This window comes from Achromobacter sp. CSND-B12 (assembly GCF_052906545.1).
In genome coordinates, this window is record NZ_JBREGJ010000001.1 from 4,676,191 (window position 1) to 4,688,744 (window position 12,554).

At 68.3% G+C, this 12,554-nt stretch carries 12 protein-coding genes; 8 read left to right on the forward strand and 4 right to left on the reverse strand.

Annotated features, from left to right (window positions below; genetic code table 11):
* Window position 1: 1 nt before the first annotated feature.
* The gene (gene axyX, locus ACUTAG_RS22100; protein ID WP_054445374.1) at window positions 2-1,177 is read right to left on the reverse strand and encodes a multidrug efflux RND transporter periplasmic adaptor subunit AxyX; all 1,176 of its coding nucleotides are present in this window, start codon (window positions 1,175-1,177) and stop codon (window positions 2-4) included.
* A gap of 242 nt (window positions 1,178-1,419) precedes the next feature.
* On the opposite strand from axyX, the gene axyZ reads away from it, so the two are divergent.
* From axyZ to ACUTAG_RS22135, 7 genes are all read left to right on the forward strand, one after another.
* On the forward strand, window positions 1,420-2,058 hold the full coding sequence (gene axyZ / locus ACUTAG_RS22105; protein ID WP_020924753.1) for a multidrug efflux transcriptional repressor AxyZ: 639 nt from the start codon (window positions 1,420-1,422) through the stop codon (window positions 2,056-2,058).
* 86 nt (window positions 2,059-2,144) lie between these two features.
* Window positions 2,145-3,041, forward strand: coding sequence for a LysR family transcriptional regulator (locus ACUTAG_RS22110; RefSeq protein ID WP_148316411.1), 897 nt, complete (start codon window positions 2,145-2,147; stop codon window positions 3,039-3,041).
* 232 nt (window positions 3,042-3,273) lie between these two features.
* Complete coding sequence (locus ACUTAG_RS22115; protein WP_006389201.1) at window positions 3,274-4,776, forward strand: ABC transporter substrate-binding protein; 1,503 nt, start codon at window positions 3,274-3,276, stop codon at window positions 4,774-4,776.
* A gap of 95 nt (window positions 4,777-4,871) precedes the next feature.
* Window positions 4,872-6,671 carry a gamma-glutamyltransferase family protein gene (locus tag ACUTAG_RS22120; protein WP_148316875.1) on the forward strand — a complete coding sequence of 600 codons (1,800 nt, stop codon included), beginning with the start codon at window positions 4,872-4,874 and terminating at the stop codon, window positions 6,669-6,671.
* Between the two features lie 76 nt (window positions 6,672-6,747).
* Window positions 6,748-7,722: a diacylglycerol/lipid kinase family protein gene (locus tag ACUTAG_RS22125; RefSeq protein ID WP_148316413.1), complete on the forward strand. Its 975-nt coding sequence runs from the start codon at window positions 6,748-6,750 to the stop codon at window positions 7,720-7,722.
* A complete protein-coding gene (locus tag ACUTAG_RS22130; RefSeq protein ID WP_054517587.1) occupies window positions 7,719-8,555 on the forward strand; it encodes a metallophosphoesterase family protein in 837 nt (278 codons plus the stop codon). Before ACUTAG_RS22125 ends, ACUTAG_RS22130 begins: the two co-directional genes overlap by 4 nt.
* Window positions 8,552-9,319, forward strand: a complete 768-nt coding sequence (locus ACUTAG_RS22135) for a phosphatase PAP2 family protein (RefSeq protein WP_026382610.1) — start codon at window positions 8,552-8,554, stop codon at window positions 9,317-9,319. Before ACUTAG_RS22130 ends, ACUTAG_RS22135 begins: the two co-directional genes overlap by 4 nt.
* Here ACUTAG_RS22135 and ACUTAG_RS22140 read toward each other — a convergent pair.
* Genes ACUTAG_RS22140 through ACUTAG_RS22150 form a run of 3 tightly spaced genes read right to left on the reverse strand, consistent with a single transcriptional unit; the run spans window position 9,290 to window position 10,778 of the window.
* Window positions 9,290-9,724, reverse strand: a complete 435-nt coding sequence (locus ACUTAG_RS22140; RefSeq protein WP_020924748.1) for an NAD(P)-binding domain-containing protein — start codon at window positions 9,722-9,724, stop codon at window positions 9,290-9,292. The two genes, ACUTAG_RS22135 and ACUTAG_RS22140, sit on opposite strands and share 30 nt — an antisense overlap.
* Window positions 9,721-10,167: a PaaI family thioesterase gene (locus ACUTAG_RS22145; protein ID WP_020924747.1), complete on the reverse strand. Its 447-nt coding sequence runs from the start codon at window positions 10,165-10,167 to the stop codon at window positions 9,721-9,723. Before ACUTAG_RS22145 ends, ACUTAG_RS22140 begins: the two co-directional genes overlap by 4 nt.
* The gene (locus ACUTAG_RS22150; protein WP_148316415.1) at window positions 10,164-10,778 is read right to left on the reverse strand and encodes a TetR/AcrR family transcriptional regulator; all 615 of its coding nucleotides are present in this window, start codon (window positions 10,776-10,778) and stop codon (window positions 10,164-10,166) included. Before ACUTAG_RS22150 ends, ACUTAG_RS22145 begins: the two co-directional genes overlap by 4 nt.
* A gap of 437 nt (window positions 10,779-11,215) precedes the next feature.
* Here ACUTAG_RS22150 and ACUTAG_RS22155 point away from each other — a divergent pair, with 437 nt between their 5' ends.
* A complete protein-coding gene (locus tag ACUTAG_RS22155; protein ID WP_054437462.1) occupies window positions 11,216-12,379 on the forward strand; it encodes a porin in 1,164 nt (387 codons plus the stop codon).
* Window positions 12,380-12,554 lie beyond the last annotated feature (175 nt).

Here is a 12,554-nt window from a genome sequence, read left to right on the forward strand (position 1 = left end):
TTTACCTTTTTTCGTTATTTCCCGCGGTCGCCACGGGCGCGCTTGGCGCGGCCCGCTCGACCGGTTTGATTTTCTGGCCAGGGGCCAGCTGCGCGGCGTTTTCCACGACCACGCGTTCGCCGCCCTCGAGCCCCTCGGTGATGACCCAGTTCGGCCCCAGCAGGCGGTGCGCGGCCACCGCCACGCTGCGCAGCTCGCCGTCGTCGCCCGCCACCAGCAGGTGCGCGCCGTCGGCATTGCGCAGCAGGGCGTCGCGCGGCACCAGGTAGGTGTCGCGGTTGACGGCCTGCTCCAGCCGCACGCGCACGTACATGCCGGGCAGCAGCACGCGGTCCGGGTTGTCGAACAGCGCGCGCATGGTCACGTTGTCGGTGCCCGGGTCCACCGCCAGGTCGGCGAACGACAGCGTGCCGCCCTGGCCGTATTCGGAGCCGTCGGGCAGCAGCAGGCGTACCCGCATCTTGTCGGGCGCAACCCCCTCAAGCGCGCCGGCGCGGATCTGCTTCTGCAACTGCATGACCTCGGCCGCGGGCTGCGAGAAGTTGACGTAGATCGGGTCGAGCTGCTGCACCACGGTCAGCGGCGTGGCCTGGCCTTCGCCCACCAGCGCGCCCTCGGTGACCAGCGCGCGGCGCGCGCGGCCGTCGATCGGCGAGGTGACGCGGGCGTATTCCAGCCGCAGCCTGGCGCTCTGCAGGTTGGCCTTGGCCAACGCCACTTCGGCGCGCGCCTGGCGTTCCTCGGCCACGCTCTCGGCGTGGTCGCGTTCGCTGATGGCGCGGTCCGACACCAGGTCGGCGTAGCGGCGCAGCTTGTCGGCGGCGGCGGACAGGTTGGCCTGGGCGCGCGCCAGCGCGGCCGCCTCGGAATCGTAGGCCGCCTGCAGCGGCGCCGGATCGATCTGGAACAGCGGGGCGCCGCGCGCCACTTCCTGGCCTTCTTCATACAGGCGGCGGGTGACGATGCCGGCCACGCGGGCGCGCACTTCGGCCTCGCGATAGGGCTCCAGCCGGCCGGGCAGTTCGCTGGCCACCGAGGTGGGCGTGGCCTTGGCCACGATGACCCCGATTTCGGCGGGCGCCTTGGCGGCTTCGGGGGCTTCCTTCTTCGAGCAGGCGGAAACAAGAAGCAGTACGGATACGAATGCGAGCGTTCTGAGAGGGACTCGGTGCGACATTTTTAGAAGTTATTGTGGGTTGCCCATGGCGGGCGAGGAAGGGAAAGTGCGCGGGTTTTCCCTGTGGGGTCCGCAGTCTATCATTTAATCCATCATGCTTGATTAATTGTTTTGTTCAAAAGTATGCTGGCGGCTGCATACATCTTTACAGTGCGCAGACGGCGGCCTCCGCAAACGGGGCCGCCGTTTTCACGTCAATCCGTTTTTCCCCGCAACCCATTCATTTACAAGGAGATCTTTGTATGGCCCGCAAGACGAAAGAAGAATCCCAACGCACCCGCGACCGCATCCTGGACGCCGCCGAGCACGTGTTCCTGTCCAAGGGGGTGGCCAGTACCACCATGAGCGATATCGCCGATTTCGCGGGCGTTTCCCGGGGCGCCGTCTACGGCCATTACAAGAACAAGATCGACGTCTGCATCGCCATGTGCGACCGGGCCCTGGGCGAAGCCGTGTCGCTGACCCGGGTCTCGACCGACGGCGAGGCGCTGGAATCGCTGTATGCCTCGATGCGCCAGTACGTGCAGATCTACGCCGAGGAAGGCTCGGTGCAGCGCGTGCTGGAAATCCTGTACCTGAAATGCGAGCGCAGCGACGAGAACGCGCCGCTCCTGCGCCGGCGCGACCTGTGGGAACGCCACGCCCTGCGCACCTCCGAAAAACTGCTGCGCGCCGCGGTCAGCCGCGAAGACCTGCCGCGCGCGCTGGACGTGCGCCTGTCCAATGTCTACCTGCACTCCCTGATCGAGGGCGTGTTCGGCACTATCTGCTGGTCCGATCGCCTCAAGGGTGATATCTGGCCGCGCGTCGAGCGCATGCTCCGCGCCGCCATCGACACCCTGCGGCTGTCGCCGCAACTGCGGACGCCGCAGGCCGCTTGACCCCCTGGACGCGGCCGACCCGTTAGCCCGCGTCCCGATGCCGCGCCGGCCGCCGCCACGCCAGGCCGTGCCCCTACAATCCGGCCATGACCCTCAAGCAACTCGAAGCCTTCTACTGGGCCGCCACCTGCGCCAGTTTCGCCGTGGCGGCCGAGCGCCTGCACCTGTCGGTGTCGTCGCTGTCCAAGCGCATCGCCGAACTCGAGGACGCATTGGGGCGGCCGCTGTTCGACCGCAGCGGCCACAAGGCCGTGCTGACCGACGCCGGCCAGCGGCTGCTGCCGCAGGCGCGCGAACTGCTGGCAGCGGCTGACCAGATTCGCGCCTCCCTGGCGGAAACCCCGGTCCTGCGCGGCCGCTGCCGCTTCGGCGTGGGCGAACTGACCGCGCTCACCTGGCTGCCGCGCCTGATCGGCGTGGTGCGCGCCGCCTATCCCGAACTGGTGCTGGAACCCTACGTGGACATCGGCCAGGTGCTGGAGCAGCGGGTCGCCGACGGCGAACTGGACTTCGCCGTCATCGCCGGGCGTTCCTCGCGGCCCAACATCGCTTCCGCGCCGATCGGCGAAGCCGCGTTCGCCTGGGTCGCCGCGCCCGCGATGCTCGAGGGCGACACCCGCATGTCGCCGGCATTGCTGGCGCGGCTGCCGCTGGTGACCTTGCCGCCGGGCGCCGGCACCACCCGCATCATCGACGACTGGCTGGCCGGGCGCGACGTGGCCGGCGAGCGCCTGTGCTGCAACAACTGGGGCGCCATTGCCGGCCTGCTGATCGAGGGCACCGGCGTCGGCCTGCTGCCCAGCCACTGGGCGCAGGCCTTGCAGGCGGAAGGCAGCCTGTGCGTGCTGCACTGCGAGCCGGCGCCGGCGGCGCTGCCGTATTCATTCCAGTACCGGCGCGACGACGCCCGGCCGCTGGTCGCCAGATTGCGTGAAGCGGTGCTGGAGGCGGTGGATTTCTCGGCGCCCTGCCGGTTGCCCTGAAGGATCGACGTCGTTCCGTCCGCAAGGCGGTCGTCCGGGACCAGGGGCGGGCGCCTGGCGGCCGCCGCTCTATACAATCGCCGCGCGCCTGGCGCAGAATCCAACAAGAACGTGCGCAACGGGGGGATGGGCCCGGCGATGCAGCACGGCTCGGGGTCTGTTCCCTCATTGCCGGGCGGCGCGCCGTCCGGCGCGGGGGGAAGCAGGCCGCCTGAATCGACGGAGATCATTCATGCGTAAACTCTGCCTCGCCATGGCCATGGCGGGAATGCTGGCCAGCGGGCTGGCCCACGCCCAATCGACCCTGAGGGTGGGCCTGCAGGACGACCCGGACGTGCTCGATCCGACCCGCGCCCGCACCTTTGTCGGCCGCATCGTGTTCGCCTCGCTGTGCGACAAGCTGGTCGACATCACGCCGGATCTGAAGTTCGTGCCGCAGCTGGCCCAGTCCTGGAGCACCAGCCCGGACAACAAGACCCTGACGTTCAAGCTGCGCACCGATGCCGTGTTCCATGACGGCACGCCGATCGACGCCGCCGCCGTCAAGGCCAACCTGGACCGCGCCCGCACGCTGCCCGACAGCAACCGCAAGAGCGAACTGGCCACCGTGGCCAGCGTCGACGCGCCCGACGCCGGCACCGTGGTGCTGCACCTGTCCGAACCCGACGCCTCGCTGCTGTCGCAACTGTCCGACCGGGCCGGCATGATGATCTCGCCCGCCTCGTTCGACAAGGACCCCGGCGGCAAGCCGGTTTGCTCCGGCCCGTACCAGTTCAAGGAGCGGGTGCAGAACGACCGCATCGTGCTCGAGAAATTTCCCAAGTACTGGGACGCCGCCAACTACCACTTCGACCGCGTGGTGTTCACGCCGATCCCCGACAACACCGTGCGCCTGAACAACCTGCGCGCCGGCGACCTCGACATCATCGAACGCGTGGCGCCCAGCGATGCCAAGGCGGTCAAGGACGACGCCAACCTGCGCCTGGCGCCGGTCACCGGCCTGGGCTTCCAGTCGATTTCGGTCAACCTGGGCAACGGCGCGCGCGCCAACAACCCCCTGGCCAAGGACAAGCGCGTGCGCCAGGCGCTCGACCTGGCCATCGACCGCGACGTGCTCAACCAGGTCATCGGCGAAGGCCAGTACCAGCCGGCCTACCAGCCGTTCCCGCCGGCCAGCTTCGCCTACAACAAGTCGTTCGAGCACGCCGGTCGCGATCCCAGGAAGGCCCAGGCCCTGCTCAAGGAAGCGGGCTTCGATCGCGTCAAGTTCGAGATCACCTTCGGCAACAACACCACCATGCAGCAGGTGTTCGAGCTGGTGCAGGCCATGGGCGCCGAGGCCGGCTTCGACATCACCCTGCGTCCGGTCGAGTTCGCCTCGCTGCAATCGTCGCTGGCCCGCGGCGACTTCGAAGTCGGGCAGAGCGGCTGGTCCGGCCGCGTCGATCCCAGCGGCAACATCCACCAGTACCTGAGCTGCAAGGGCAACCTGAACGACGGCAAGTTCTGCGACCCGCAGGCCGACAAGCTGCTCAACGAGGCCCGCGCCGAGCCGGACACGGCCAAGCGCCGCGCCCTGTACGACCAGGTGCTGTCGGTGATGCAGGACCAGCGTCCCATCGTCTATCTGTTCTACCTGCCGTGGACCTTCGGCACGCAGAAGAAGCTGGAAGGCTTCGTGCCGTATCCCGATGGCCTGATTCGCCTGAAGGGCGTCACCCTGGCCGGGAAGTAGCATCGAGCCAGACACGGGACCCGGTTGCGGGTCCCGTTTTTACTTGTCTCTCGCGGCCGCCGGCCTCGCGCCGTCCGCAACAGGATCGCATCATGATGTTTACGACTCGCCCGGAAATCCTCGGCACCTTCGGTGTCGTGACGTCCACCCATTGGCTGGCCAGCTCGGCCGGCATGTCGCTGCTGGAGCGCGGCGGCAACGCCTTCGACGCCTGTGTCGCCTCGGCCTTCGTGCTGCAGGTGGTCGAGCCCCACCTGGTCGGCCCGGCCGGCGAAGTGCCGGCGGTGTTCTATTCCGCCCGCACCGGCCGCCTCGAAGTGCTGTGCGGCCAGGGCACCACGCCCGCCGCCGCCACGCTCGAGCGCTACCGCGCCGAAGGCCTCGGTCTGATCCCCGGCAACGGCCTGCTGGCCACCGTGATCCCCGGCGCGTTCGACGCCTGGATGCAGCTGTTGCGCGACCACGGCACGATGCGCGTGCGCGACGTGCTGGAACCGGCCATCTACTATGCCGAGCACGGCCACGCGCTGATGCCGCGCATCTCCAACACCATCGCCGGCCTGAAAGACTTCTTCCAGGCCCACTGGCCCACCACCGCGCAGGTCTACCTGCCCGGCGGCAACGTGCCCGAGGCCCGCAAGCTGTTCCGCAACCCGGCGCTGGCCGCCACCTGGGCCCGCGTGCTGCGGGAAGCGGAACAGGCCGGCGCCGACCGCGAGCGCCAGATCGAGGCCGCCCGCGACGCTTTCTACCGCGGCTTCGTGGCCGAGGCCATCGACAAGTTCGCGCGCGGCCACGAGGTCATGGACGAAAGCGGCCAGCGCCATCGCGGCGTGATCACCGCCGACGACCTGGCCGGCTGGTCCGCCAACTACGACCAGCCCGCCACCTATGACTACCACGGCTACACCGTGGCCAAGGCGGGCGCCTGGAGCCAGGGGCCGGTGTTCCTGCAGACCCTGGCGCTGCTCAAGGAGATGGACCTGGCCGGCGTCGGCCCGACCAGCGCCGAGTTCGTGCACCGCGTCACCGAAGCCATGAAGCTGGCCTTCGCCGACCGCGAGGCCTACTACGGCGATCCCGCCTTCGTCGACGTGCCGCTGGCGCAACTGCTGTCCGACGACTACAACGACGCGCGCCGCGCCCTCATCGGCGAGCAGGCCTCGCAGGACCTGCGGCCCGGACAGATCCCCGGTTTCGAGGCGCAGGTGGCGCGGGTGATGGACACCCTGCAGCGGCTGTCCAAGGTGTCGGCCCCCGGCAGCGCGACCAACGAGCCGACGCTGGCCGACATGCGCGCCTCGGTCAAGCGCGGCGACACCACCCACGTCGACGTCATCGACCGCTGGGGCAACATGGTCTCGGCCACGCCGTCGGGCGGCTGGTTCCAGTCCTCGCCGGTGATCCCGGAACTGGGTTTCGGCCTGAACACCCGCGCCCAGATGTTCTGGCTGGAGGAGGGGCTGCCGGGCACGCTGGCGCCGGGCAAGCGCCCGCGCACCACGCTGACGCCGTCGCTGGCGCTGCGCGAGGGCCGGCCCTATCTCGCATTTGGCACGCCGGGCGGCGACCAGCAGGAGCAATGGCAACTGCTGTTCTTCCTGCGCCACGCGCACCACGGCCTGAACCTGCAGGAAGCCATCGACCTGCCGATGTCGCACACCATGCATTTCCCCACCTCGTTCTACCCGCGCGACCGCAAGCCGGGGCACCTCGCGGTGGAAAGCGGCTTCGGCGCCGAGACCATTGCCGCGCTGCGCGCCCGCGGCCACCAGATCGAGGAAGTGCCGCAATGGTCGGTAGGCCGCCTGACCGCCGCTTCGCGCGACGCCGACGGCCTGCTGCACGCTGCCGCCACGCCGCGCCTGATGCAGGCCTACGCGGTCGGCCGCTGAGCCTCATGCCGGCGCGCCTACCCGGCGCGCGCCGGCACGGTTGCGGCGATTTGCCGCCATGGGCTATCTTTTGCCCATGACGCCTATCCAGCAGAGCCCGGCGAGCGGGGCTCCTCCCCTGACGGGACACGAACCCCTCTTCATCGTCCTGAACACCGGCTCCGGGCGCGGCGACGCGCAAGCGCTGCAGGACATCATCCGACGCGTGCTCGACGAGGCCGGCCGCCGCTTCCAGCTGATGCCGGTCGACGATCCGTCGCGCCTGGTCGCCACCGCGCGCGAGGCCGTGGCCCGGGCGCGCGAGGCCGGCGGCATCGTGGTCGCGGCCGGCGGCGACGGCACGCTCAACGCTGTCGCCGGCCAGGTGCTGGGGCAGGGCGTGCCGTTCGGCATCCTGCCGCAAGGCACCTTCAATTACTTCGGCCGCCGCTACGGCATCTCGCAGGACACCGAAGCCGCGCTGCGCGGCCTGCTGGGCGGCGAGCTGCGGCCGGTGCAGGTGGGCCTGCTCAACGGCCGCCTGTTCCTGGTCAATGCCAGCCTGGGCCTGTATCCGCAACTGCTCGAAGACCGCGAAGCCTACAAACAGCGCTTCGGCCGCAGCCGCCTGGTGGCGCTGTGGTCCGGGCTCGTGACGCTGATGCGCGCGCCGCGCCAGCTCAGCCTGCGGCTCGACTACGAAGGCCGCGTGCGCGACCTGCGTTCGCCAACGCTGGTGGTGGGCAACAATCGCCTGCAACTGGAGCATATCGGCATCGATCCCGCCGAACTGGACCGCGGCCATCTGGTGGCCATGGCGGCGCGGCCAGTCGGCACGCTGGCGCTGTACGGCCTGTTGCTGCGCGGCCTGTTCAGCCGGCTGGGCGAGGCCGAGCACGTCGTCAGTTTCGCCTTCGACCGTCTGATGGTCTCGATCCGTGGGCGCCGCCGCGTCAAGGTCGCCATGGACGGCGAAATATCCTGGATGGACACCCCGCTGGAATTCAAGGTGTCCGACACGCCTCTGCCGCTGGTGGTGCCGGTCGCCGCCCCGGAAGAGGGGCGGCCATGACGCGCATCCTGCAATTCTCCGACACCCACTTCGGCACCGAGCGCAAGCCGGTGGTCGAGGCCGCGCTGGACCTGGCCCGATCACTGTCGCCCGAATTGGTCGTGATCAGCGGCGACATCACCCAGCGCGCGCGGCGCGGCCAGTTCGCCGCCGCCCGCAAGTTCATCGAGCGCCTGTCGCTGCCGGTGCTGGCGGTGCCGGGCAATCACGACATTCCGCTCTTCAACCTGTTCGCGCGGGCGCTCAATCCTTACGGCAACTACAAACGCGCGCTCGGCGCCGTGCTCGAGCCGGTCTATGAATCCGACGGGCTGCTGGCCATCGGCGTCAACACCACGCGGCCCCGCCGCCGCAAGGACGGCGAGATTTCCGATGCGCAGATCGCGCGCGTGGCGCAGCGCCTGCGCCAGGCCAGGCCGGGGCAGTTGCGGGTGGTGGTGGCGCATCACCCGATGCGCGCCAAGGTCGAATCCGATCACTCCAACCTGCTGATCGGCCGCCAACGTGCGCTGGCCGCCTGGGCCCAGGCCGGGATCGACCTGATCCTGGGGGGGCATATCCACCTGCCCTACGTGCTGCCGGCCAGCGTCGACCCGGCCGTGGCCGCCGGCTGGGTGGTGCAGGCCGGCACCGCATGCTCGCGCCGGGTGCGGGGCAATATCCCCAATTCGGTCAACCTGATCAGCTGCGAAACCGCGGGCGATACGCGCGTCTGCCACGTGGAGCGCTGGGACTACGCCGCTGGCGCCCACGCTTTCGCGCCGGCCGACAGGACGCTGGTCACGACGGCTGGCGGCGATGGCCCGGCCGGCCTGCCGCCGGGGGCGCGATGACCGATTCCTGCGCGGCCTGGGTGGCGTCCCACGCGCTGCTCCTGTTCATGCTGGCGCCGGCGGGCATCGCGCTCGTGGCGGTGCTGCTGGCGCGGGTCTATGTCCGGGCCACGCCCGCGGCCCGCCTGGCTGGCTTCGCCGGTGCGGTCGCCCTGGCCTGCGCCGTCTTCTTGTCGCTGGCCGCGGCCGTGACGCGACCGGGCGTGGTGGTCGAGTTCGACAGCGCCCTGGCAGGCGCCCTGAGCATGTCGATGGCGGATTCCGTGCTGTGGCTGCTGTCGTGGTTCACCACCCTGGGCGATCGCAGCCTGTTGACGGTCTTGGCCATCGCGATGACGGTGGCGTTGCTGTGGCACCGGCAGTGGCGCCTGGCCGCTTTCTGCGCCATTGCCACCGGCGGCGGCGGGGCGCTCAACCGGCTGCTCAAGCACGGCTTCGAGCGCGTCCGCCCCGAACATGACCACGGTTTCGCGACGGCGTTGGGCTGGAGTTTCCCCAGCGGGCATGCCTCGGCGGCCATGGCGGTGTACGGCGCGGCGTGTTACCTGGCCTGGCGTCTCGCGCCGGTTGCCTGGCGGTTGCCTGGCGTGGCGCTGGCCGCCGCGCTGATCATGGCGATCGGGTTGAGCCGGGTCCTGTTGCAAGTGCACTTCGCCAGCGACGTGGCGGCGGGTTTCGCCATCAGCTTCGCCTGGCTGGCCATCTGCGTGGCCGTGACGGAACGGGCGAGCGCTTCAGCGCGGCGGGAGCAGCGCATCCAGTAGGCGCGCGTCGGTTCCGCGGATATCCCGCGATCCCAGCGCGGCGCAGGCATAGCGGCCGCCGGCGGTGGCGATCGCCTGGTCGAGCCGGCGCGCCCGGTCTGGCGGCGGGGGTTCCAGGTCGACGATCAGCTTGCCGGCCACGGGCGCGGTCACTTCGCCGTCGCTGAAGCGCTCCAGGGTGCGGTCGATCTCGCGTTCGCGCGGCAGCGCCAGCACGATGGTGTCCGACTCGGCCAGGGCTTCACGCGCCGAGGTGGCCAGGGTCGCGCTGCCGCGGAAGTCCTCGCAGCGGTCCGGGTCGATGTCATAGACCGTCAGGGCGATATCGGGCTCGGCCGCCAGCAGCCGCCGCGCCGCCCGGGTGCCGGTGCGCCCCATTCCCACGATGCTGATGCGCAGGCTCATGGCTTGGGCACCGACCAGGTGCTGACGATATGGGCCAGCGGTTCGCCGCCGCCGGCCGCGGTCAGGATGACCTCGCCCGCCGACAGGCGGCCCACCTTGAGCAGCCGGGCGTCGGCGTGGACCGCCCCGGCCGGGCTCTTGCGCAGGAAGTTGATGGTCAGGCTGGCGGTGACGGCATGGGCCTGTCCGGTGGCGCCGACCACCGCGGCATACATGGCCAGGTCGGCCAGCCCCATGAGCATCGGGCCCGCGACGATCCCGCCCAGGCGCTGGTGGCTGTCGCGCGCGGGCAGGACGGCGAGGGCGGTGCCGCGGCCGATCCGTTGCACCTCGATGCCCAGCAACAGGGAAAAGGGATGCTGTTCGGCCAGCAACAGCTGGAAGTCGGCCAGGCTGATCAGTGGCGCCTCGGCCCGGGCGCAGGGCAGGGTGGTGGAGGTCATCGTTGTTCCAGCGCGTGGCAATAATGATCCAGCAGGACGTCGGCCTGCTGGCCCAGGGATTTCAGGCGGCGGGTGTGCAACAGCAACAACAGCCCGATGAGGTAGGTGAAGACGTTCATCTGCTCGACCTGGACCGCGCCGGCGGTCCAGGACTTGGTGCGGGCCAGCGCCTGGCCCAGCACGTCGACGCATTGGCGCAGCCGGCCGTTCAGTTGCTCGTCCATCTCGCGGCCCAGGCCGCGCGGCCCCAGGCCCTGGAACAGGTACAGCCCGAGTGAGAAATCGGTGCGGCGCTCGGCGTAGTAGCCGAAGAAGGCCAGGATGGCCTGGCGCGCCGCGGCAGGGGGGGCGCAGTCGGCGGTCGCCGCCTGCAGATGCGCATGCAGGCGCTGCAACGATTCGTCCAGCAAGGCGCCGTACAGGATTTCCTTGCCGGCGAACCAGGGATATATCGCGCCCGTGGTGCAACCGGCTTCCTTGGCGATCGCGCGGATGGTGGTCTTTTCGAGGCCGTCACGCTCGAATACGCGCTGCGCGGCGTCCAGGATCATCTGGCGGCGCAGGGCGCTTAGGCGTTCGTTGCGGTCAGCGCGCGGAGTTGAGGTGGGCATCGGCAGCCAGGGGATTGAGGTGTTGTTAAATAATATCGACGATTTATTTAAATAACAACGTTATTAAAGACATCGCCAACCGGCCACGCAAGGGCGCGGGCCGGCGGGACGGCAGGGCCTCAACCGGGCGCTGGCGGACTGGGGAAAATCGTTCAAAAGAAATAAGGGCGGTATCAGCGAATTATTGGGGTCAGGGCTGAAAGTCGCGTGGATACGTGATCGTTTGCAAAATTCAGGGTTAGCCCTAGCGGGATTGGTCTGATGTTGCAATATCCCAACAAGGCTGTCGCAAACCTGCACTTTTCTGGTGTCTACCATAGCCAGCCCCCCTGATTTTTGATGCAATAGCGTCAACTTCCCTTCGCGGAGTTAGGGGGGCGGCAGGCTGGTTTGCTGGATTGCTGCTCTTGTCACTCAAATCAACGGAGATTTCTTAAATGAAAAAGACTCTGCTCGCTGCCGCCCTGCTCGCCGGTTTCGCCGGTGTCGCCCAGGCAGAAACGTCTGTCACCCTGTACGGCATCATCGACACGGGTATCGGCTACAACAAGATCAGCGGTGCTGGCGATGCCAAGAACGGCAGCAAGATCGGCATGATCAACGGCGTCCAGAACGGTTCGCGCTGGGGTCTGCGTGGTTCGGAAGATCTGGGTGACGGCCTGCGCGCTGTTTTCCAACTGGAATCGGGTTTCGACTCGGGTAACGGCAAGTCGGGCCAAAACGGCCGTCTGTTCGGCCGTCAAGCCACCGTCGGTCTGGCCAGCGACAGCTGGGGTCAACTGGACTTCGGTCGCCAAACCAACATCGCGTCGAAGTACTTCGGTTCGATCGATCCGTTCGGCGCCGGCTTCAACGTCGCCAACATCGGTACCGGCATGAGCGCTGCCAACACGCAACGCTACGACAACATGGTCATGTACCAAACCCCGTCGTTCAGCGGCTTCCAGTTCGGCGTTGGCTACTCGTTCAGCGCTGATGATGGCAATGCCGACGGTTCGACCAAGGCTGATCCGGATCGCGTTGGCTTCAAGACCGCCGACAACGTCCGTGCCATCACGACCGGTCTGCGCTACGTCAATGGCCCGCTGAACGTCGCCCTGACGTACGACCAGCTGAACGCTTCGCACAACCAGGCTCAAGGTGAAGTTGACGCCACCCCCCGTTCGTACATGATCGGCGGTTCGTATGACTTCGAAGTGGTCAAGCTGGCCCTGGCCTACGCTCGCACCACCGACGGCTGGTTCGCCACGTCCAACCCGGCTGGCGCTTCGGGCACGATTACCGTTGATGGTACGTCGCGTAAGCTCGGCTTCGGTGCCAACCAGTTCGCTGATGGCTTCAAGGCCAACTCGTACCTGCTGGGTCTGTCGGCCCCGATCGGCGGTGCTTCGAGCCTGTTCGGTTCGTGGCAGCGTGTCGATCCGTCGAACAACAAGCTGACTGGCGACGACGCCACGATGAACGTGTTCTCGGCCGGCTACACCTACGACCTGTCCAAGCGTACCAACCTGTACGCCTACGGTTCGTACTCGAAGAACTACGCCTTCAACGATGGCGTCAAGGCGACCGCCGTCGGCGTCGGCCTGCGTCACCGCTTCTAATCGAAAGCAGGGCGCAAGTCCTGCCTCGATTCGTAGTGCATGAGCGGGCTTCGGCCCGTTCATATGAAGCCACCCTCCGGGGTGGCTTTTTTTATGTCCGAAATGTCTGCTTTTTAGGCGACAGGTCCGCGCGCATGGCGGTGCGTGCGGGCGGGTGTCGTGTGTCGTCGCGACG

Bases quoted from the DNA above. Each gene is read 5' to 3' on its own strand.
- ACUTAG_RS22120 (WP_148316875.1), top strand. From the start codon at position 4,872: ATGTTTACGACTCGCCCGGAAATCCTCGGCACCTTCGGTGTCGTGACG.
- axyZ (WP_020924753.1), top strand. From the start codon at position 1,420: ATGGCCCGCAAGACGAAAGAAGAATCCCAACGCACCCGCGACCGCATC.
- ACUTAG_RS22130 (WP_054517587.1), top strand. From the start codon at position 7,719: ATGACGCGCATCCTGCAATTCTCCGACACCCACTTCGGCACCGAGCGC.
- ACUTAG_RS22135 (WP_026382610.1), top strand. From the start codon at position 8,552: ATGACCGATTCCTGCGCGGCCTGGGTGGCGTCCCACGCGCTGCTCCTG.
- ACUTAG_RS22110 (WP_148316411.1), top strand. From the start codon at position 2,145: ATGACCCTCAAGCAACTCGAAGCCTTCTACTGGGCCGCCACCTGCGCC.
- ACUTAG_RS22115 (WP_006389201.1), top strand. From the start codon at position 3,274: ATGCGTAAACTCTGCCTCGCCATGGCCATGGCGGGAATGCTGGCCAGC.
- ACUTAG_RS22150 (WP_148316415.1), bottom strand. From the start codon at position 10,778: ATGCCCACCTCAACTCCGCGCGCTGACCGCAACGAACGCCTAAGCGCC.
- ACUTAG_RS22125 (WP_148316413.1), top strand. From the start codon at position 6,748: ATGACGCCTATCCAGCAGAGCCCGGCGAGCGGGGCTCCTCCCCTGACG.
- ACUTAG_RS22145 (WP_020924747.1), bottom strand. From the start codon at position 10,167: ATGACCTCCACCACCCTGCCCTGCGCCCGGGCCGAGGCGCCACTGATC.
- ACUTAG_RS22155 (WP_054437462.1), top strand. From the start codon at position 11,216: ATGAAAAAGACTCTGCTCGCTGCCGCCCTGCTCGCCGGTTTCGCCGGT.
- axyX (WP_054445374.1), bottom strand. From the start codon at position 1,177: ATGTCGCACCGAGTCCCTCTCAGAACGCTCGCATTCGTATCCGTACTG.
- ACUTAG_RS22140 (WP_020924748.1), bottom strand. From the start codon at position 9,724: ATGAGCCTGCGCATCAGCATCGTGGGAATGGGGCGCACCGGCACCCGG.